Origin of the sequence: Pseudomonas sp. NPDC089554 (assembly GCF_050280645.1) — a bacterium.
Lineage (GTDB): Bacteria > Pseudomonadota > Gammaproteobacteria > Pseudomonadales > Pseudomonadaceae > Aquipseudomonas.
In genome coordinates, this window is sequence record NZ_JBNNVR010000024.1 from 10062 (window position 1) to 32888 (window position 22827).

The following is a 22827-nucleotide window of genomic DNA, read 5'->3' on the forward strand; positions in this document are numbered from 1 at the left end:
TAAGCAGACATGGACGGTAGCCCTGATGTTCGACCACACCCGCTCTTCGCGCGGCATGGCCTGCGCGCAGCCCGATGTTTTCGCAAAAAACTGGCACCATGCCACTCCCTTTGACGCCACCCAGTGCGTGCACGAGCTGTTCGAAGCCCAGGTACGCCTGGCGCCGCACGCCATCGCAGCGCGTTTTGGCCAGCAGCAACTGAGCTATGGCGAACTCAACACCCAGGCCAATCGCCTGGCCCACCACCTGCGAAGTCTGGGTGTCGGGCCGGACGTGCGGGTTGGTCTGTGCCTGGCGCGTTCGCTGGATATGCTGGTAGGCGTGCTCGCCGTGCTCAAGGCCGGCGGCGCCTACGTGCCGCTGGACCCGACCTACCCAACCGTGCGCCTGGCCCACATGCTCAGCGACAGCGCCCCGGCGGTGTTGCTGGCCAACGCAGCGGCCCTGGCAGCACTGGACACGGCGCTCAGCGGCATGGCCAACGCTCCGCGCGTGCTCGAGCTGGATGCCCCCAGCGCCTGGGCGGCGCAGCCCAGCCACGACCCGGAGCGCAACGGGCTCACGCCCCATCACCTGGCCTACGTGATCTACACCTCCGGTTCCACCGGCACGCCCAAGGGCGTGATGGTCGAGCACCGCGGGCTGCTCGCGGTCAGCGCAGCCTGGGCGCAGCTGTACCCGTTGCAAGCACCGCTCAACCACCTGCAAATGGCCGGTTTCTCGTTCGACGTGTTCAGCGCCGACCTGATCCGCGCGCTGGGCTTTGGCGGCACGCTGGTGCTGTGCCCGCGTGACACCCTGATGGACCCGCCTGCGCTGTACCGCCTGATGCGCGATGCCCAGGTAGGCTTCGGCGATTTCGTGCCGGCCGTGCTCAACCCGCTGCTGGCCTGGGTCGAGGCCAACGGCCACGACCTGTCGTTCCTGCGCACCGTGGTGTGTGGCTCGGATGTCTGGACCGCCCACAGCGCCCGCCAGCTGCGCCGGCTGTGCGGCGAGCAGGTGCAGGTCGTGCAGGCCTATGGGGTGACAGAGGCGAGCATCGACAGCACCTGCTTCGAGGTGCCAGCCCACGGCGTGGAAGACGGCGTGCTGCCCATTGGCAAGCCCCTGGCCAACTGCCGCGCCTACCTGCTCGACAGCCAGTGCCAACCGGTACCACTGGGCGAGGAGGGTGAGCTGTACCTGGGTGGCGTAGGCGTAGCCCGTGGCTACCTGAACCTGCCGCAACTGACTGCCGAGCGCTTCCTCGACAGCCCCTTCGAAGCCGGTGAGCGGCTGTACCGCACAGGCGACTTGGCGCGCCAGCGCGGCGACGGCCAGTTGCTGTTCCTCGGCCGTAACGACCAGCAGGCCAAGCTGCGCGGCCTGCGCCTGGAACTGGGTGAAATCGAGGCGCGCCTGGCCGAAATCGCCGGGGTGCGCGAAAGCCTGGTGCAACTGCGCGAGGACACGCCAGGCGAGCCGCGCCTGGTGGCCTACTACGCGCAACACCCAAGTGCTGCGCTGAATGCCGCCGACCTGCGCGAACAACTGCGCACCCACCTGCCGGACTACATGGTGCCAAGCGCCTTCGTGCAACTGTCGGCCTTGCCGCTGACCGCCAACGGCAAGTTCGACCGCAACGGCCTGCCCGCGCCACAGCCACACAACCTCGAGCAGCGCGCCTACGCGCCGCCACAAGGGCCAACGGAAACTGCCTTGGCGGCGATCTGGGCCGAGGTGCTGGGCGTCGCGCGCGTCGGGCGCTTCGATCACTTCTTCGCCCTCGGCGGCCATTCGCTGCTGGTGATGCGCGTGCTGGCCCAGGTGCGCCAGGCGGCAATGGGCGATGTGCCGCCGGCTGCCTTGTTCGAACATCCCACCCTCGAAGCCTTCGCCCAGCGCCTGCACGCCAGCCAGGGCCAGGTACGTAGCGTGATCGAGGTCATCGAACGGGGCGAGACGCAAACGTTGTCGTCTGCCCAGCAGCGGCTGTGGTTCCTGGCGCAATTGGAGGGCGGTAATGCGGCCTACCACATGCCGCTGAATCTGCGCCTGCGCGGCGAGCTGGACGTGACGGCCTTGGCCTCGAGCCTCGACCGCCTGGTCGCGCGCCACGAAGCCCTGCGCACTACGTTCGTCAGCAGCGAGGGCGAGGGCCGCGCGCGTGTCGCCGAGCCAGGGGAGGGTATAGCCCTGACCCAGGTGGACCTGCACGGCCAGCCCGACGCCCAGGCTCGTTTGCAGGCGCTGGCCGACGCCCAGGGCACGCAACCGTTCGACCTGGCCCAGGGCCCGCTGATTCGTGCCTGCCTGGTACGCCTGGCCCGCGACGAGCACGTACTGCTGCTGACCCAGCACCACATCATCTCCGACGGTTGGTCGGTGGGGGTGCTCACCCGCGATCTGCAAGCGCTCTACGCTGCCGCGCTGCAAGGCCACGAGGCGCTGCTGCCGGCGCTGCCGGTGCAGTACGTGGATTACGCTGCCTGGCAGCACCAGTGGCTGGCCGGCGAGGTGCTCGAGCGCCAACGCCGTTACTGGCGCCAGGCCCTGGAAGGCGCACCGGTGCTGCTGACGCTGGCCACCGACCACAAGCGCCCGGCGGTGCAGGACTTCCGGGGCGGCTTCGTACCGCTGACACTGGACCACGCACTCACCACCCGCCTCAAGGCCTTGTGCGCCGCCCAAGGCTGCACGCTGTTCATGGCCTTGCTGGCGGCCTGGTCGCAGGTGTTGATGCGCCTGGCCAACCAGGACGACGTGGTCATCGGCGTACCCTCGGCGAACCGCCCGGACCCGGCCCTGGACGGGCTGCTGGGCTTTTTCGTCAACACCTTGGCGTTGCGCATGACTCGCCAGGGCACGCCGTCGCTCAAGCAATGGCTGCACCAGGCCCGTGAAGTGGCGTTGCAGGCCCAGGCCCACCAGGACTTGCCATTCGAGCAGGTGGTGGAGCTGCTCAACCCACCGCGCAGCCTGTCCCACAGCCCGCTGTTCCAGGTGCTGTTCGCCTGGGAGCAGGACCAAGGCGCGACGCTGGCCTTGCCAGGTGTCGAGGTGAGCGCTGTACCTGCCAGCCAGCACGTGGCCAAGTTCGACCTGCAACTGGCCCTGAGCGAGCGCGATGGGCAGATCGTCGGTGGGCTGGAATATGCCTCGGGGCTGTTCGAGCCCGACACCGTGGCCCGCATCGGCGAGTATCTGCGCCGCGCCTTGCAGGGCATGGTCGGCGATATCTCGCAATCGTTTGCGCAGCTGGAATTGATGGATGCCGGCACGCGCCGGCAGATGCTGCACAGCTGGAACGATACGGCTCGCGAAATCGATGGGCAGCTCGGCTCGCGCCTGCAAGCCATTGTCCAACGCATCCCAGATGCCGTCGCATTGATTGCCGAGGGACGCACCTTCAGCTACGCCGAGTTGGACCGCGAAGCCAACCGCCTGGCCCATTACCTGATCGACCTCGGCGTAGGCCCCGAGCAGCGTGTGGGGCTGTGCCTGGAGCGCTCGGCGCAGATGGTCGTCGGCCTGCTGGCGACCCTCAAGGCGGGGGCGGCCTATGTGCCGTTCGACCCGGCCTACCCAGCCGAGCGCCTGGCCTTCATGCTCGAAGACGCCGCGCCCGCGCTGCTGCTGACCCAGGCCTCGCTGCGTGCAGGTTTGCCACCAGCGGCCAACACCCTGGCACTGTGCTGCCTGGACAGCGAAGCCGAACGCTGGGCCAGCTACCCCGACACCACGCCGCAAGTTGCCGTAAGCCCAGAAAACCTTGGCTACGTGCTCTACACCTCCGGCTCCACCGGCCGCCCCAAGGGTGTCGCCCACAGCCGCCGCGCGCTGGACAACCTGATCGCCTGGCAGCTCGAGCAAACGCCTGAGCCACAGCGGGTATTGCAGTTCGCCTCGCTGAACTTCGACGTGTCGTTCCAGGAAATCTGCAGCACCCTGTGCCAGGGCGGCAGCCTGCTGCTGCTCAGCGAAGCCGAGCGCAAGGACCTCACCCAACTGCGTCCGACCCTGGTGGCCCAGGGCGTGCAGCGCGCGTTCCTGCCGTTCGCTGTGTTGCAGCAGCTCACCACGCTGTGCGAAGCCGATGCGTCGATGCCCTCAGGCGGCTGCCAGGTCATCACCGCAGGCGAGGCCTTGCAGGTCAACGATGCGCTGCGCCACTTCGTCCAGGGCCTGGGCGGCGAGTACCTGTACAACCAGTACGGCCCGACCGAGACCCACGTGGTCAGCCAGTACCGCTTGGCGTGCGACGAGGCCGAGTCTTGGCCAGAATCGCCCCCGATCGGCAAACCGATTGCCAACGCCCGGCTGTACGTACTCGACGGCGACCTGAACCCAGTGCCGGTGGGCGTCACCGGCGAGTTGTATATCGCCGGTGCGTGCCTCGCCCGTGGCTACCTCAACCGCGCGCCACTGAGCGCCGAGCGCTTCCTGCCCGACCCGTTCAGTCTCGAGGCCGGCGCCCGTATGTACCGCAGCGGAGACCTGGCCCGCTGGCAGGCCGACGGCAACGTGCAATATCTGGGGCGCGCCGACCAGCAGGTGAAGCTGCGAGGTTTCCGTGTGGAGTTGGGTGAAATCGACAGCCTGCTACGCCAGCAGCCAGGCGTGCAGGACGCCGCCGTGCTACTGCGCGACGACCTGCTGGTGGCCTATGTGGTCGGCAGTGCCAGCCCTGAAGCACTGCGCACGGCCCTACAACGGCAGTTGCCCGAGCACATGCTGCCCAGCGCCTGGATGAGCCTCGAGCAACTGCCGCTGACCCGTAACGGCAAGCTCGACCGCCAGGCGCTGCCCGCGCCACAGCGTGGCGGCGCCGCGCGCTACGAGGCACCGCGCAACACCACCGAGCGGCTGCTGGCCGAAGTCTGGGCCGAGCTGCTCAAGTGCGAGCGAGTAGGTATTCACGACAACTTCTTCGACCTGGGCGGCCATTCGCTGTTGGCCACGCGCATGGTCTACGCGATCAACCAGCGCCTGGGCGCACAGCTGTCGTTGAGTGGCCTGTTCCAATCGCCCGTGCTGCTGGACCTGGCCATTCTGGTACAGGCCAGCGCGGGGGAGCCAACTGAAGCAGCACCTGCGCTCGAAGTCGACCCCGCCGCGCGTCATGCGCCGTTCCCGCTGACCGATATCCAGCAAGCCTACTGGTTCGGCCGCGAAGCCAGCGTCAGCCTGGGTGGGGTCAGCGCCCATGGCTATGAGGAACTGCGCGTGCCTGGCCTGGACGTGGCGCGCCTGGAAACCGCGTTGAACCGCATGATCCAGCGCCACGACATGCTGCGCGTGGTGTTCCTCGATGACGGCACCCAACAGGTGCTGGCCCAGGTGCCCAACTACACGGTCGCTTGCAGCGACCTGCGCGGCCTGGCCGCCGAGGACGCCCAGCGCACCCTGGCCGCCACTCGCGAACGCCAGTCGCACCAGGTGCTGGATGCCAGCCAGTGGCCGTTGTTCGACTTCCAGGTATCGTTGCTCGATGACGGCATCAGCCACCTGCACATCAGCCTCGATGCCTTGGTGGTGGATGCCGCCAGCACGCAGATCCTCGCCCGTGAGCTGATGGCCTTCTACCAAGACCCCGCGTTGCAACTGCCCGACCCCGGCGTGACCTTCCGCGACTACGTGCTCGCCGAGCGCCGCCTGCGTGACGGTGCACGCTACGCGCGCGCCCTGGATTACTGGCGCGAGCGCGTGGAAACCCTGGCGCCGGCACCAGACCTGCCCAGGGTGTGCCAGCCGGAAAGCATCGCCAACCCGCACTTCACCCGGCGTGACCGCGACCTGCCGGCTTCGCAGTGGAGCCAGCTCAAGGCCATGGCCCGACAGTTCGGCGTGACGCCCTCGGTCATGCTGCTGACCGCGTTCAGCGAAGTGCTGGCCTTGTGGAGCCGCCAGCCACGTTTCACCCTGAGCCTGCCGCTGTTCAACCGCATGCCGCTGCACCCGCAGGTCGACGGCATCATCGGCGACTTCACTTCCTTGGTGCTACTGGAGGTGGCCATCGATGGCACCGCCAGCTTCGCCGACAAGGCCCGCGCCGTGCAGGCCCGTCTCTGGCAGGACATCGACCACTCGGTGGTCAGCGGCGTGCGTGTGCTGCGGGAGCTGTCCCAGGCCCGTGGCGTGCAACAGACCGCGATGCCGATCGTGTTCAACAGCACGCTGTCCGAGGCCGCGCCAGAGCTTGCCGAGTTCAATCTGGCCGATGCCCTGGGGGCGACCATCGAGCACAGCATCACCCAGACCCCGCACGTGTGGCTGGACCACACTTTGCTGGAGCTCGAAGGCCGCTTGCTGTTCAACTGGGACAGCATCGACGCGCTGTTCCCCGAGGGCATGATCGAGCGCATGTTCGCCGCCTACAACAGCGTGCTCGACCGCCTGATGTCGGCCGATGCCTGGGCCGCCAGCACCCCGCAACTGCTGCCGTTGGCACGCTTGCCCCAGGCGCCGCCCGCGCCCCGCGAGCTGCCGCTGATGCACGCGTTGTTCGAACGCCAGGCCCTGGCCACGCCCGAGGCCTGCGCGGTGCTCGGCGCCCGCGAACTGAGCTATGGCCAATTGCGCCACGAGGCCCGCCAGCTGGCCACGCACCTGCAAGCCCAGGGCGTGCAGCCCAACCGCCTGGTAGCGGTGGTGATGGAGCGCGGCTGGGAGCAGGTGGTGGCGACCTTGGCCATTCTCTACGCCGGTGGCGCCTACCTGCCGATCGACCCGAGCCTGCCCGCCGCGCGCCTGCGGCACATCCTCGAACGGGCCGAGGCCAGCGTGGCGCTGACCCAGCCTTGCCTGCTGGAGCGCCTGGCGTGGCCTGCGCAGGTTGCGGTGCTGCCCGTCAGCGAACAGCTCCAGCCTGGCCCCGAGCCGCTGCGCGAGGTGCAGCTATCGCCCAGCGACCTGGCCTACGTGATCTACACCTCCGGCTCCACCGGCACGCCCAAGGGCGTGGTGATCGACCACCAGGGCGCGGTGAATACCTTGCTCGATATCAACCGGCGCTTCGCCGTCGGCCCTGACGACCGGGTGCTGGCGATTTCCTCGCTGAGCTTCGACCTGTCGGTGTACGACTTCTTCGGCACCCTGGCGGTGGGCGCGGCGGTGGTCATGCTCGAGCCACAACAGAGCCTGGACCCGGCCCACTGGGCCGAGCGCATCGAGCGCCACGGCGTCAGCCTGTGGAACTCGGTGCCCGCGCTGCTGGGCATGTTCGTGGAATACCTGGAGGGCGAGGGCAGGCCGCTGCCCGCCAGCCTGCGCCTGGCGATGCTGTCCGGCGACTGGATTCCCCTGAACCTGCCAACCCGCGCCTGGGCGTTGAACCCGGCGTTGCAACTGATGAGCCTGGGCGGCGCCACCGAGGCCTCGATCTGGTCGATCGGCTACCCGATCACCCGGCTCGACCCGGCCTGGCGCAGCATTCCCTACGGCAAGGCCCTGGACCACCAGCGTTTCCATGTGCTCGACGAGGCCTTGCAGGTGCGCCCGACCTGGGTCACCGGGCAGCTGTACATTGGCGGCATTGGCCTGGCCAAAGGGTATTGGCGCGACGAGGCATTGAGCGCGCGCAGCTTCTTCGACCACCCGCTGACCGGCGAGCGCCTGTACCGCACCGGCGACCTGGGGCGCCTGCTGCCCGATGGCAATATCGAGTTCCTGGGGCGCGACGACAGCCAGGTCAAGGTGCAGGGCTACCGCATCGAGTTGGGCGAGATCGAAGCGGTGCTCAACCGCCACCCCGGCGTGCACAGCGCCGTGGCCCGCATCCTTGGGCAGGCCCAGGAGCACAAGCGCCTGGCGGCCTATGTGCTCAAGGCCGACGAACAGCTGCAGGGTGCGGACCTGGCCCGCTACCTGGCCGACAAGCTGCCAGCCTACATGGTGCCGTCGTCGTTCACCTTCATCGACAGCTGGCCGCTGTCGGCCAATGGCAAGGTCGACAAGAGCCGCTTGCCCGAGCCCGAGCAGACGCAGGCAAGTGGGGCGGCGCTGGAGCTCGAAAGCCCCGAGGAGCAACGCCTGGTGGCCATCGTCCAGCAGGTACTGGGCCAGCCGTCCATTGCCGCCGACGCCAACCTGCTGAGCCTCGGCGCAACGTCCATCGACATCGTGCGCATCAGCAACGCGCTCTCCAGCGAGCTGCGCTTCCGCCCCCACGTGGCGCAACTGCTGGGCCAGCCGACCTTGCTCAACCTGCTGGACATGTACCGCCAGCGCCCGCAGGTCGCGGACCCAACCCCCGTCACTGACGAGGTACTGGAAGACAGCACGCAACGCGAGCGCTTCAAGGCCGAGCAACGTGCTCGTCGAGCCTTCGCAGACGACGCCGCGCAGGTGGCCCTGGCACTGCCGAGCGCCCCAGCCTTCGCCAAGCGCTACCGCGACTACCGCTCGGTACGCCAATACCTCGAACGGCCGGTCGAGGCGCAGGCGTTCGCCGAACTGCTGGCGGTGCTTGCCCAGGGCCAGCTCGATGGCCAGGGCAAGTACCTGTTCCCCTCGGCAGGTGGGGCCTACCCGATGCAGACCTACCTCTACATCAAGCCCGGCAGGGTGCAGGGCGTGCCAGGCGGGGCCTACTACCACGACCCGGTGCAGCACCGCCTGGTGGCCACAGGTAGCGAAGCGCTCGACCCGGACAGTTACGACTATTTCGTCAATCGCCCGGTGTACGAGCAGGCGGCCTTCGCGCTGTTCTTCATCGCCGACCTGGCGGCGATCCGCCCGCTATATGGCGAGCACAGCCTGGGCTTCTGCCAGATCGAGGCCGGCGCCATGGCGCAACTGCTGACCATGGCCGCTGCCGACCTGGAGCTGGGCGTGTGCGGCGTCGGCTCGTTGGAGGCGGGGCAGCTGGCACGGCTGTTCGCCCTGGGGAGCAGCCACCAGCTGGTGTATTCGATGGTCGGTGGCCTGCGTGCGGCCCGAGAGGTGCGCAACGCGCAGGTAGAGGCCTTTACCGGCATGGACAATGACATGGAGGAGATCGAAGTATGAACGCCCCTGAACTGCTGGCGTTGTTCGACCGCCATGGCGTGGCGCTCGAAGTGGATGGCGACAAACTGCGCTGCAAGGCGCCCAAGGGCTGGCTCGACGACGCCAAGCTGCAGGCGCTGAAAACCCACAAGCAGGCGCTGATCGCCTTGCTCGCCCAGCGCGACGATACCGCGCCCATCCCTGTGCGTGGGGGCGAGCAGGCAAGCTGCCCGCTGTCGTTCTCGCAGCAGCAACTGTGGTTCCTCGACCAGCTCGAACCCGGCAACCCGTTCTATAACGTGCCCACGGCGGTGAACCTCAAGGGGCAGCTGCACGTGGAGGTGCTGGAGCAGGCGCTGAATGCCTTGGTGCAGCGCCACGCCATGCTGCGCACCACCTTCGAAAGCAACGATGGCGAACCGCGCCAGGTCGTGCACCCGGCCATGCCGCTGCGCGTGGCGCTGTTGGACCTGAGCACGCTGCCCGACGCTGAGCGCAAGATTCGCCTGGACGAGGCCCTGCACGCCGATGCCCGGGCGCCCTTCGACCTGGCCCATGGCCCCTTGCTGCGGGCCTCACTGGTGCGCCTGGCGGCCGATGAGCATGTGTGGCTGTACAGCGTGCACCATATCGTCGCCGATGGCTGGTCGATGGGGGTGATCCTGCACGAGGTGGCCAGCCTGTATGGCGACCTGCTGTACGGCCAACCCTCGCGCCTGGCACCGCTGCCGGTGCAATACGCCGACTACGCCTGCTGGCAACGCCAGCGCCTGGGCGGTGAGGTCTTGCAGGGCCAGCTCGACTACTGGCGGCACAGCTTGGCTGACGCACCCGTCTTGCTCAGCCTGCCCAGCGACCGGCCGCGCCCACGGGTGCAGCGTTTCGTCGGTGCCACCTACAGCGCGACGGTCGAGGGCGACACCCTGGCCGCGCTACAAGCCCTGGCACGAGATACCCAAGGCACCCTGTTCAACGTACTGCTCGCCGCCCTCGACGTTTTGCTGTGGCGCTACAGCGGCCAGCGCGACCTGTGCGTCGGCACGCCGTTCGCCAACCGGGGCCGCGAAGAGCTCGAGCCGCTGATCGGCCACTTCGTCAACACCCTGGTGGTGCGCCAGCAACTGGACCCGGCCCGAACCTTCGCTGAACTGCTGCGTGAGGTCCGGGCCCGGATGCTGGAAGTGCATGCCCACCACGATGTGCCGTTCGACCGGGTAGTAGAGGCCGTCAACCCGCCACGAGATACCGGCCACTCGCCGCTGTTCCAGGTGATGATGGTGCTACAGAACACCCCGGGGGCCGAGGTGCGCATGCCGCACCTGGTGCTGTCGCCCCATGGCACCAGCAGCGCTACCGCCAAGTTCGACCTGGCGTTCGAATGGGTAGAACGCGATGGCGGGCTGCACCTGCTGATCGAGTACAACACCGACCTGTTCGACCGCTCCACCGTCGAGCGCCTGAGCCGTCACTACCGCCATCTGCTGGCCCAGGTGGCCGCCGACGCCAAGCAGCCGTTGCACGCACTTTCTCTGCTCGATGCCAGCGAACGCGAACAGGTGCTCTACACCTGGAACTACACTGCGCCATTGCCGACCCCGGCGGGCTACGTGCACCACCTGGTGCAGGCCCAGGCCGCGCGCAACCCGCAGGCTCACGCCGTGGCGTTCGAAGGCCAGGCGCTGAGCTATGCCGAACTCGATGCCCAGGCCAACCGCCTGGCCCGCTACCTGCGCAGCCTGGGCGTCGGCCCGGATGTGCGGGTGGCGGTATGCGTGGAACGCTCGCTGGCCTTGCCGGTGGCGCTGCTGGCCGTGCTCAAGGCCGGCGGCGCCTACGTGCCGCTGGACCCGGACTACCCGGTCGGGCGCCTGGGCCACATGCTCGGCGACAGCGCCCCGGTGGTCGCGCTGACCCTGGGCAAGGCCCAGGCGAGCTTGCGCCAGGCCATGCAAGCGTGTGGCTGGCAGGCCCCGGTGCTCGACCTGGAAGCCGACGCGTCGCGCTGGGCTGAGCTCAGCGCCGCCGAACTGCCCGCCGATGAGGTTGGCGTCACCCCCGACCACCTGGCCTATGTCATCTATACCTCCGGCACCACTGGGCTGCCCAAAGGCGTGATGGTCGCGCACCGGGGCCTGGTCAACCTGCTGCTGTGGTGCCTGGAAGTGTGCGGCGAAGCGGGGGCGATGCTGCACAAGATCCCCTTCGGTTTCGATGCCTCGGCCTGGGAAACCTTTTGGCCGCTGGCGACCGGCGGTACGCTAGTCATCGCCCGCCCCGGCGGGCACTTCGAGCCGGGTTACCTGGCCCGTGTGGTGCGCGAACAGCAGGTCACGGCGATGGTCTTCGTGCCTGCCATGCTGCAACTGTTCCTGGAGGTGGAAGAGATCGGTCAGTGCCACAGCCTGAGCGACGTGTTCTGCGGCGGCGGCGAGCTGCCTCCAGCGTTGGCCCGGCTGTTCCAGGTACGCCTGCCGCACGCCAGGCTACACAACGTCTATGGCCCCACCGAGACCACGGTGATCAACAGCCTCTGGACCCTGGCACCGGGCGATGAGGTGCCCGCGCTGCAATTGCCGATCGGCCGCCCCATCGCCAACAACCGTTTCCACGTGCTCGACGACTGGGATGCCCCGGTGCCTGCGGGTGTCGCCGGCCACTTGCATATCGGTGGCGTGGGTGTAGCGCGGGGCTACCTGGGGTTGCCCCAACTGAGCGCCGAACGCTTCATCGACAGCCCGTTCGTGGCCGGTGATCGCCTGTACCGCAGCGGCGACCTGGCGCGCTACCGCGCCGACGGCCAGCTGGAGTTCCTTGGGCGCAACGACTTCCAGGTCAAGCTGCGCGGTGTTCGCCTGGAACTGGGCGAGATCGAGGCCCGCCTGCAAGCCTTCCCCGGCATTCGTGCCAGTGTGGTGCTGATGCTTGGCGACGATGCCCAGCACCAACGCCTGGTGGCCTGCTGCACGGTGGCCCAAGCGCTGGACGAACAGGCCGTTCGCGAGCACCTGGCCCAGACCCTGCCCAGCGCCGTGCTGCCCAACGCCTATTTGTGGCTGGACGCGATGCCACTGACCGCCAACGGCAAGGTCGACCGCGAAGCATTGGCGGAGCGCGCCGACCAGGACCTGGCCCAGCGCCAGGTCAACCTGAGCAGCCCGCGCGACCCTATCGAACTGACCCTCTACCAAATCTGGAAAAACCTGCTGCTGACCCCGCAGATCGGCATCCGCGACAACTTCTTCGCGGTCGGCGGCACCTCCATCGCGGCGATCAAGATGGCCTACCAGATCAGCCAGGCCTTCGACGTCGAGGTACCTGCGCGGGTGGTGCTGGGCCACCCGACCATCGAGGCCTTGGGTGGCTGGCTGCGCGCCGGGGCCAGCCCCCAGGCGGCCAATGGCAACCTGATCGAGTTTCGCGCTGGCGACGGCCAGCGCAACGTGGTGTGCATCCACCCGGCCGGGGGTACTGCGTTCTGCTACCTGTCGCTGGCCAAGGTGCTGCCCGAAGCGGTGGGCGTGCATGGCTTGCAGTCGCCAGGGCTCAACCCGGGGGAGGCGACCGAGCCTACGGTCGAGGCCATGGCCGAAGCCTACCTGCGCCAGATCGCGCCGCTGTTGGACAAGCCCCTGGTGCTGACCGGGCTGTCGTTCGGCGGCCTGGTGGCCTATGAAATGGCCAGACGCCTGGGCAACCGCCAGGTCAGCGTGGTGCTGCTCGACACCCAGGGCTCGGACGACCCGGCCTTCCGCGAGCAGATCGGCACCGTCGAGATGGCCGAGTTCCGCGACAAGCTGGTGCGCTTCAATGGCATGTACCCCGGCATCGAGGATGCACAGGTCGAACGCTACTTCCAGCTGTACAACCACAACCGACTGGCCATGGCCGCCTACCCATGCCCGCCACAGGCCGCGCGAGTGGTGCTGGTGCAGGCCAAGGAAGGTTTCGCGCGCCCGGCGTTACGAGGGCTGCGCGCCTTCTGGCGGCGTCGTGCTGCAAGTTACCAGGCCACGCTGGTACACGGTGGGCACTGGGACATGCTCGAAAGCGCCGAGGTACACCGGGTTTCCCGCACCCTCATGCGTGAGCTGCAACGCTTCGACCGCCAGGAGGGCAAATGATGAGCATGCACACCGAACCGAACACCGTGCTCGCCAGGTTCGCCACCCAGGTGCAGCACAACCCCGATGCCCTGGCGGTGATCGACCAGCAGGTGCGCTTGAGCTACGCGCAACTGGCCAGCGCCAGTGAACGTATCGCCCATGGCCTGCAAGCCCGTGGCGTACAGCCGGGCCAGGCCCTGGCGCTGTGCCTGCCGCGCAGTTGGCAATGGCTGGCGGGCCTGTTGGGTGCCCTGAAGGCCGGCGCTCTGGTGGTGCCACTGGACAGCAGCAGCCCCGCCGAGCGCCGCGCCGCCATGCTGGCCGACGCCGGGTGCGTGGGCATCCTGACCCTGGACGATACGCCCCTGGGTTTGGCGGGGCCGTGGCAGGCGCAGGTCGAGGCCTTGCTGGACAACCCCGATAGCCCCACGCAGGCGTTGCCCGAAACCTTCGCCGAGGTGATGTTCCTGTTCTACACCTCCGGCACCACCGGCGTACCCAAGGGCGTGGAGGTCGGTGAGCGTGGTTTGCTGCGCCTGGCCCAACCGGGTGGCTACATCGACATCCAGCCGGGGCAGCGCTTCGCCTGTATCTCCAACACCGCCTTCGATGCGTGCAGCTTCGAGCTGTGGGCGCCCTTGCTCAACGGCGGTTGCTGCGTGATCGTCGCCGACCACGACCTGTTCGAGGCCCGGCGCCTGGCCCACGTGCTGGAGACGCAGCAGGTCGACAGCCTGTTCATCACGGTGTCGCTGTTCAACACCCTGAGCGCCGAGCACCCAGCCTGTTTCGCCAGCCTGCGCCAGGTGCTGATCGGCGGCGAGCAACTCAGCGCCCAGGCGATACGCGCCTGGTACCAGGCCAACCCGCACAGCCGCTGCCAGCTGTACAACGCCTACGGCCCCACCGAATGCACCACCTTCGCCCTGAGCCATCCCATCGCCCGGGACTTTGCCGGCGACAACGTGCCGATCGGCCTGCCACTGCCGGACACCGGCGTGCAAGTGCTCGATGCCCAGCAACGGCCGGTGGCGGCGGGGCAAGTCGGTGAGCTTTACCTCAGCGGCAGCGGCGTGGCCCGTGGCTACCGCAACCGACCCGAGGAAACCGCACGGAGCTTCGTGCGCCTGGAGGATCGATTGCACTACCGCACCGGCGACCTGGTGCGGGTAAACGAGCAGGGTCTGGTCGAGTGCTTGGGGCGGGTGGACCGGCAGGTGAAGGTGCGTGGCTTTCGGATCGAGCCAGGCGAGATCGAGCAGCGCCTACTGGCGCATCCCCAGGTTGCCCAAGCCTATGTCTGCAGCCGCCGGCAAGCCGCCGAGGACCATCAACTGCTGGCGTTTCTGGTGCTGCGCGAAACCATCGAGTACCGCGCGTTCGATGCGTTCCTGCGCGCCAACCTGGCCCCCTGGATGCGCCCCCACGCGTTGTTCCTGCTACCGCGCCTGCCCCTGACCGCCAATGGCAAGGTCGACCAGCAGCAACTGTTGGCCCAGGCCAACACGCCTTGGCGGGCAGCGGCACAAGCCGAGGAGGGTACGCAGTCTGCCGCCCTGGCCTGGCTGCTGGAGCAAGCCTGCGCGCTGCTTTCGCAACCGGCGCTCGATGCCCAGGATGACTGGCTCGGCAGCGGCGGCGACTCGCTCAAGGCGTTGCGTCTGCGCTCGGCTATTCGCAGCCACTGGCAACAGGAAATGCCCATCTCCGCGCTGCTCGGCGAGTCGTTCGCCGCCTTGGCCCTGCGCCTGCAAAGCGGGCAGGGCGGGGCGCTGGGCTACCCGCCAGCGCCCGCGCAGGTCAACGCCCGCCGCGTACCGGCCAGCAGCGAGCAGCGGCGCCTGTGGCTCGAACAACTGCGCGCGCCGACCTCCACGGCCTACAACGTGCCCCTGGTGCTGCACCTGCAACCGGGTGCCAACCCTGAGGCCCTGGCCGACGCGGTGACACGCCTGGTCGAGCGCCATGTGGCGCTGCGTACTGCTTTCGTGCCCGATGCCGATGGGCCGGAGCAGTTCGTCAGCCAGCAGGCGGCCCAGTGCCGCATCCTGCCCCCTGGCAGCCTGAGCGAAGACACTTGGCGCGCCTTCGCCACGCTGGTGTTCGACACCCCGTTCGACCTGGCCAGCCCTTCATTGCTGAGGGCCTGGGTGGTGCCGTTCGCCGATGGCAGCTGCCGCTTGCTGCTGAACCTGCACCATATCGTCACTGATGGCTGGTCGCTGAACCTGCTGTTCGAGGACTTGGGCCGTCTGTATCAGGATGCCTTGCAAGGGCGCGATACCCCCGCACTGGCCGCGACGCTCGACACCCTGGCGTTCGCCCAGTGGCAGCGCCAATGGAGCGTCACCCCGCACTACCGCGAGCAACGCCGCGCCCTGGCCGCCTTGCATGCAGAGCATGGCGAGGCCTCGCCCGCGTTGATGGCGGTGCGCCCGGCCAGTGCCCAGGCACGTCTGTATCGTCAGCCCCTGGGTGCTACACGCAGCGCAGCACTGGAGCGGTTTTGCAGTGAGCAGCGCCTGACCCGCTTCGATGTCCTGCTCAGCGTGTTCACCTGGAGCCTGCATGCCCTGGTCGGTTGCGAGCGCCCGCGTATCGCCAGCCCGGTGGCCAACCGCCCCCTGGCCGAGTTCGAGGGCAGCCTGGGGATGTTCGCCAATACCGTGCTGATTCCCACCCAGGTGCAGGGCTCGTTGAGCTTGCGCGAGCAATTGCAGCAACAGACCGCCCGGGTACGCCAGGTGCTGGCCCTGCAAGACGTGGCCCTGGCCGATGTGGTCGAAGACTTGCGCCTGTCGTCCTCCCGGCAGCTGTTCGACTACCTGTTCGTGCTGGAGAACACCGACTACGCCGCACTCGCCGAGTCGCCACTGCGTGCGACCCTGGAGGTGCACGAAACGCCCCAGGCCAAGTGCCCGCTGACGCTACTGGTGGTCGGCGGTGACGGGCCGTTGCACTGCTGGTGGGAATACCAGTGCAGCCATTTCGACGAGCAGCAGGTGGCGGCGCTGGACAACCTGATGCGACTGGGCCTGGACCTGTTGCTGGCGAACCCCGATACGACCCTGGACGCCTTCGTCAGCCCCTACCGGCAGCGCCTGCCTGCCACCAGCGAAGGCGCCGCCCGCGCGGTGCCATTCGTCACGGTGGCCGACTGGTTCGAGCATCAAACCCACGCCACGCCCGAGGCGATCGCGCTGGTGGCCGGGCAGCGGCGCGTCAGTTATGGCGAGCTGGATGCGCTGGCCGACACCCTGGCCGCGACCTTGTCCAGCCAACAAGGACTCACGGCGCCAACTGACCTGCCACTGCACGTGGTGGTGCTGCTCGAAGCCTCGCTCGAGCATGTGGTCGCCTTGCTGGCACTGGCCAAGCTCAATGTCACGGCCGTTCCGGTGGACCCGAACTACCCACCGGCAGTGCAACGCCAGGTGCTGGCCCAGGCCAAGCCGCGTTGCGTGCTCTACAGCAGCGCCACCGAGGCCGCCCTCGACGCGCTGGACAGCGACTGCCCCCGTCACCGTGTGGCACTGGACGCGCTCCCGCTGCCTTTCCAGCGCCCCCGGCATCGCGGCGAACGCCCGCTGTACACCTTGTTCACCTCCGGCTCCACCGGCACCCCGAAAGGCGTGCAAGTGGCCGACGTCACCCTGTGCAACCTGCTGCACTGGCAGCGCAACGCAGGCGGCCTGCCGGCCCGTTCGGTGACCTTGCAGTTCTCCATGCTGTCGTTCGATGTGTCGTTCCAGGAGCTGTTCGGCACCTTGTGCGGCGGCGGTTGCTACCACCTGATCGACCCTCGCTGGCGCCAGGACGCCCCGGCGCTGCTGGGCTACCTGGTGCGCGCGCGCATCGAGCGGTTGTTCCTGCCATACGTGGCGCTGCAACACCTGGCGCAGGTCGCCGTAGCGCAGGGCATCTACCCCGCAAGCTTGCGCGAAGTGATCACGGCGGGCGAGCAGCTGCTGTGCACCGACGCGCTGCGCAGCTGGTTCGAGGCGCTGCCCCAGGCGCGCCTGTTCAACCACTATGGCCCCACCGAAACCCATGTGGTCAGCGCCTACCCCTTGCCGGCGAAGGTGCGCGACTGGCCGTTGCGCGCGCCGATCGGCCAGGCGGTGGACAACGCCCGGCTGCGCCTGGTGGATGCCCAGGACCGCCCGGTGCCCAGTGGCACCCAGGGGTATTTGCTGGTGGCAGGGACCATGGTCGCCCGCTGCTACCTGGGCGACACCCGGCTCAACGCCGAGCGCTTCGTCGAATTGCCCCAGGCCGATGGCAGCCGCTGCCTGTATTACCGCACGGGCGACCTGGCCTGGGCCGATGTCCAGGGCTGCCTGCACTATGTGGGGCGCGACGACCAGCAGGTCAAACTCAGCGGCCAGCGGCTGGAACTAGGCCAGATCGAGGCCGCGCTGATGGCCCTGGACGAGGTCGCGAGTGCGGTGGTGACAGTGCAGACCGACCCGCCACGGCTAACCGCCTACCTGCAACTGAGCGCCACGCCGCCCACCCTCGAGATGCTCGACCAGCAGGTTGCCCGGCAGTTGCCGGCGCACGTGCGCATCGACCAGTACCGGCGTATCGACGCCTGGCCGCGCACCCCCAGCGGCAAGATCGACCGCAAGGCCCTGGACGGCCAAGGCCAGGCGCTGGAGCGTCGCCGCGTGGCTGCGCCGCCCGAGCGCCTGAGCCCGCTGCAAGCGCAGCTGTGCGCGTTGTTCCGCGAAGTGATCGGCCACGACATCGGCTTGCGCCAGACCTTCTTCGAAGCCGGCGCCACCAGCCTGGGCCTGATGCGCCTGCATGCGCGTTTCACCCAGGCCTTGCCCTACAGCCTGGGCATGGCCGAGCTGTTCGAGCATGTGACGGTGCAACGCCTGGCCGCGCACCTGGAGCGCGCCCAGCCGCTGCCGGCCAGCCGCGAGCGCCCGGCTGCGGGCGGCGAGCAACCGCTGGCGATCATCGGTATGGCGGTGAACGTGGCCGGGGCGCGCAACCTGGGTGAGTTCTGGGCGATGGTGCAGGGCAACGCCCTGGGTATCGAGCATTTCGAGGCCGAGGCCGGCCTGGTAGGTGCGCGCAGCCAGCTGCAAGGGCTGTACGACTTCGACCCCGAGTACTTCGGCATCAGCCGCCAGGAAGCGCGCCTGATGGACCCACAACAGCGCCACCTGCTGATGGCCTGCGTGCAGGCCCTGCAACACGCGGGCATCGTCCCTTCGGCGGACGGCCCGCGTATCGGCCTGGTGGCCAGCTGCGGCGAAACCACCTACTTCCAGCAGTTGCTGCGCGAGAGCGCCGAAGGCGACCTGCCGGATGGCTTCCAGCTGGCACTGCACCACGACAAGGACTTCCTCGCCACCAAGGCCGCCTACCACCTCGACCTTACCGGCCCCGCCCTGAGCGTGCAGGCCGCCTGCGGCAGCTCGCTGATTGGCGTACACCTGGCCTGCAACCTGCTGCGCCAAGGCGACAGCGATGTGATGCTGGCCGCCGGGGTGCTGGTCGACCCGACCCTGACCGACGGCTACCGCCACCGTTCGCAGCACATCTTCTCCCGCGATGGGTTGTGTCGGCCGTTCAGCGAGGACGCCAGCGGCACCCTCGGTGCCAGCGGCTACGGGGTGGTGGTGCTCAAGCCCCTGGCCCGCGCCCGGGCCGATGGCGACCGCATCTATGGCCTGATCGAGGGCTCGGCGCTGAACAACGATGGCCACGCGAAAATGAGCTACACCGCGCCGTCGGTGGCCGGGCAGGGCGCAGTGATTGGCCAGGCTCTGCGTAAAGCGCGGGTAAGCGGGGCCGATATCGGCTACGTCGAGGCCCACGGCACGGGCACCCTGTTGGGCGATCCGATTGAAGTGGCGGCACTGACCCAGGCGTTCGGCGATACTCCGGCGCAAGGTTGTGCGCTGGCCTCGGTGAAAAGCCAGATTGGCCACTTGGGCGCAGCGGCGGGGGTGGTCGGGCTGATCCGCGCGACCCTGGCGGTGTTCCATGGGGTGATCCCGCCGAACCTGGGGTTCTCCAAGGCCAACCCGCAGATCGACCTGGCCCGCTCGCCGTTCTACATCCCCACCCAGGCCCAGCCGTGGCCCGAGGGTCGCCGGCGTTTGGCGGGGATCAGCAGTTTCGGCATCGGTGGCACCAACGCCCATGTGATCGTCGGGGCCGCGCAGGCCGAGCCTGTAGAGCACAACGATGTATTGCCGCTGCTGATGCTCTCGGCCCACAGCCGTGCAGCGTTGGAGCGTGACGTGGAGGCAGTCGGCGCCTGGTTGCAGGCGTTCCCCGAACAGACCGACGCGCTGCTGCGCCACTTGCAGGCCGGACGCAAGCAGGCGCGCTGGCGTTTCGCCGTGCTCTACCAGGCCGGTGCGGCACTGACGTTGTCGGCGATTCGCGAAGTGCCACCTTCGCAGGAGCACCTGGAGGCTGCGGCGCATTCCCCGCAGGCACTGCTGGACGCGTGGTACGAGGGGGCGCACATCGAGTGGCCGGGGCGCTCGGCACCGCCGCCCTGGCAACTGCCCGCGTCGTCGTTCGACCTGCAGGACTATCGCTTCCAGAGCCGCTCCACGCCCGAGGTGCAGCCTGATCGTCGGCCGTTGGAGCAGTGGTTCCACCAGCGGCAGTGGCAGCGTGTGCGGCGTCTTGCCCTCGCCAATACGACCGGGCGTCGGCAAACCCTGGTGATATGTGGCGTCGAAGCCGCTGACAAGGCGCTGCTCGACACCCTCGGGCGCAGTCACCAGCGGGTAGTGCATGTACGAGCGGGCAACGGCTTTCGTGAACTCGCGCCGGACCGTCTCGAGCTCGACCCACTGAATGCGCAGGCCTTGGCGCAGTTGTTGGACACCTTGGAGGGACCAGGTGAACTGGACTGGCTGCACGCCTTGCCGCTGTCGGTGCAGGGCGCAGTCGATGAGCAGAGCCTGGCCCGCGCCCAGTGGGCCTGCCTGGATACTTCCAGCGCGCTGTTGCAGGCCTGGGGCCAGGCAACGCGTGGCGCGACGCTACGCCTTTGGCTGCTGTCGTGGCAGGCGTGCCCGGTGCAGGGCGAGGTAACGCGCCCTGAGCTGGCGGCGTTGGTCGGGGCAACCGAAGTGGTGCCGCAGGAGTACCCCGTACGTTGCCACTTGCTGGATTGCGACAGCCCCACGTTGGCCGAGCAGGCTAGCGCGGTCGCCAGCCTGCTGGCCGAGCCACAGGCGTTGCCCCGGCGCCTGGCGCTGCGCGACGGTTACCTCTGGCAGCCACGGCTGGTGCCCAGCCCGCTGCCCGCCAAGCCCGCACCCTGTCTGCCGGACGAGGGCAGTTTCCTGATTCTTGGCGGTAGCGGAGGTATTGGCCGCACCCTGTGCCAGCACTTGCTGCGCGCGCCGGGTCGGCGCGTGGTGCTGGTGTCGCGTTCGGGGCGCTGGCCAGAAGGGCTGGCGGTGGATCACGAGCGCGTCGAAGTGCTACAGGCCGATATCGCCGACCTGGCGCGCTGGCCGCAGGTGCTCGAAGGCCTGGCTGCGCGTTATGGCCGCTTCGACGGGGTGATCCATGCCGCAGGCGTCGGGGCTGGCAGCCTGATCCGCCAGCGCGATGCCGGGCAGATGGCCGCCGCCATGGCCGCCAAGACGCGCGGCATGCTCGCCGTCGAGGCCTTGATCGAACGCCTGGCGCCGGGCTGGGTGCTGTATTGCTCGTCCATGTCGGTGCTGTTCGGTGGCGCAGGGCACTTGGACTACGCCGCTGCCAGTGCCGTGCTCGATGGTTTCTGCCATTACCGAGGCACTGGCGATAAAGGCTGTGTGCGGTTGGGCATCAACTGGGACATCTGGCGCGAGGTCGGCATGGCCACCCAGACCAACGGCAACGACGCCGCGCACCAACGCCACCTGGCGGTGGGGCTGTCGGCGCTGGAGGGCTGCGAGGTGTTCGACCGGGCCTTGGCCGCTCAACTGCCGCAGTTGCTGGTGTCCACCACGGGCCTCGAGCACGCCCGGCAGTTCTACCCGTCGCGCCACGCGCCCCAGGCTGAAGTGGCCGCACTTAGCACGGACGACGACCTGCCTGGTCGCCTGCGTGAAAACCTGTGCCAATGGCTGGGGCTGGACGCCCTTGAAGACGATGCCTCGCTGTACGACCTGGGCGCGGACTCGCTGACCTTGCTTGACCTGATCGATGAGCTGCACAGCGCCACCGGCGTGACCGTGCAACTGTCGCAGTTCGGCCCCAACGTCAGCCTGGGCGATGTATTGACGCTGGTGACAGCGTCGAGCACACCGAGCCAGGCAAATAACGACGCGGACCCTTGGCGCGAAGCCGTGCGTATCGACCCTTGGCAGGCAGGTGACGGCCAGCACTGGCTGTACCTGATCCACCCGGTGGGTGGCGACGTGCAGGCCTACCGCGAGTTGGCCACCGCCTTGCACCCAAGCCTGGGCGTGCGGGTGATCGCCGACCCGGTACTGCGTCAGCCGACATTGACCAACATCGACCTGCAAGCGCGGGCAGCCCTGTACCTGGAGGCGATTCACGCCGAGCTGCCGGAAGGCGCGAGTTGGTGCCTGGCCGGTTGGTCGTTCGGCGCCTGGGTCGCCCAGGCAATGTGCGCTTTGGCCACGCAGACAGGCAGGGTGCAGCCGACGTTGTATCTGATCGACCCGCCCGCACCGGATGCCGGCACCCAGTTGGCACAGATAGACGAACGAAAGATCCAGCAGGTATTCCAGCGCGAGTTCGCGTCGCGTCGGAGCGCGGCCCTGGGTGCAGTACTGGGCGCAGGGGTGCGTGAAGCGGACGGCGCGGACTACCTGGAGCGTCTGGTGGCCTGCTGTCGCAACAACCTGGACAGCATGCTCGGACATTGCCCGCAGCCGCTGCCGAACACGTCGGTGCGCTTGTTCCTCGCCACCGAGCCCAACCCCTACGGCATTGGCAACGGCTGGCGAGCCCAGGACCTGTACCACGCTTGGCAATCGCTGCTGCCGCGGCTGAGCAGCTGGACCCTGCTCGACACTGACCACTACGGCATCGTCAACGGCCCATGGGCGCGACAGATCGCCAAGGCGATCAATGCCGACCTGCAACGTCAGGAGGAGGGCCGCGATGGCCGTTGAAACGCCAACACCTTGGCTGGCCCCGTTGCTACAGGTGCTGCACGAGACACAGGCCCGCGCTTCATGTTCGCGGCTGGAGCACGCTCTGCAGCGGCTCGACCCCGGCGCACGCTGGCGATTGCTGCACCGCTGGCATGCCGAGACGGTGCTGCCGGTATTGGCAGCAGCACTGCCAAGGCAGGGGCAGGCCGCGGCCACGTTGCAGCGCCTGCACCAGCGTGCGGCCCTGGGCCTGGCCGGGCGTAGCGGGGAATGGCGCATGGCGCTGCAACCTGTGCTGCTCGCCACTTATCGCCAGGCCTATGCCTTCGAAGCGGTCTATGCCCAGGCATACGACAGCGCCGTGAGCTACGGCCAGGCCCCGGCGAACCTAGCGATGATCGCCGAACAGTTCGGCGATGCCGAGGCATTCGGTCGTCACTACGCGCAATTGAGCAGCGAAGCCAACGCCACGACATTCGCCACGGCCCATGCGGCTTGCGCCACGACGATCGCCGCGCGGGCCTACGCCAATACCGACGAACAGGCCTACGCCAGCATCATCAGGCCGTTGGTTCGGGTGTACCGCTTGGCAGGCAAGAGCCCCAACGAACAACTGCTGGCAGGCTTGCATCAAGCCCTGGCACGACAATAA

General features: G+C 68.2%; 4 protein-coding genes. All 4 read left to right on the forward strand.

Features of this window, described 5'->3' with window-relative positions; all coding sequences use genetic code 11:
• The first annotated feature begins 25 nt into the window (after positions 1–25).
• Genes ACQKPE_RS10080 through ACQKPE_RS10095 form a run of 4 tightly spaced genes read left to right on the forward strand, consistent with a single transcriptional unit; the run spans position 26 to position 22827 of the window.
• Positions 26–8992 carry an amino acid adenylation domain-containing protein gene (locus tag ACQKPE_RS10080; RefSeq protein ID WP_427665403.1) on the forward strand — a complete coding sequence of 2989 codons (8967 nt, stop codon included), beginning with the start codon at positions 26–28 and terminating at the stop codon, positions 8990–8992.
• A complete protein-coding gene (locus tag ACQKPE_RS10085) occupies positions 8989–13092 on the forward strand; it encodes an amino acid adenylation domain-containing protein (protein ID WP_427665404.1) in 4104 nt (1367 codons plus the stop codon). Before ACQKPE_RS10080 ends, ACQKPE_RS10085 begins: the two co-directional genes overlap by 4 nt.
• Positions 13092–22193 (forward strand): amino acid adenylation domain-containing protein, encoded by a 9102-nt coding sequence (locus tag ACQKPE_RS10090; protein ID WP_427665454.1) that lies wholly within the window; start codon positions 13092–13094, stop codon positions 22191–22193. The genes ACQKPE_RS10085 and ACQKPE_RS10090 overlap by 1 nt, the downstream gene beginning before the upstream one ends.
• Positions 22183–22827, forward strand: a complete 645-nt coding sequence (locus ACQKPE_RS10095; RefSeq protein ID WP_427665406.1) for a hypothetical protein — start codon at positions 22183–22185, stop codon at positions 22825–22827. Before ACQKPE_RS10090 ends, ACQKPE_RS10095 begins: the two co-directional genes overlap by 11 nt.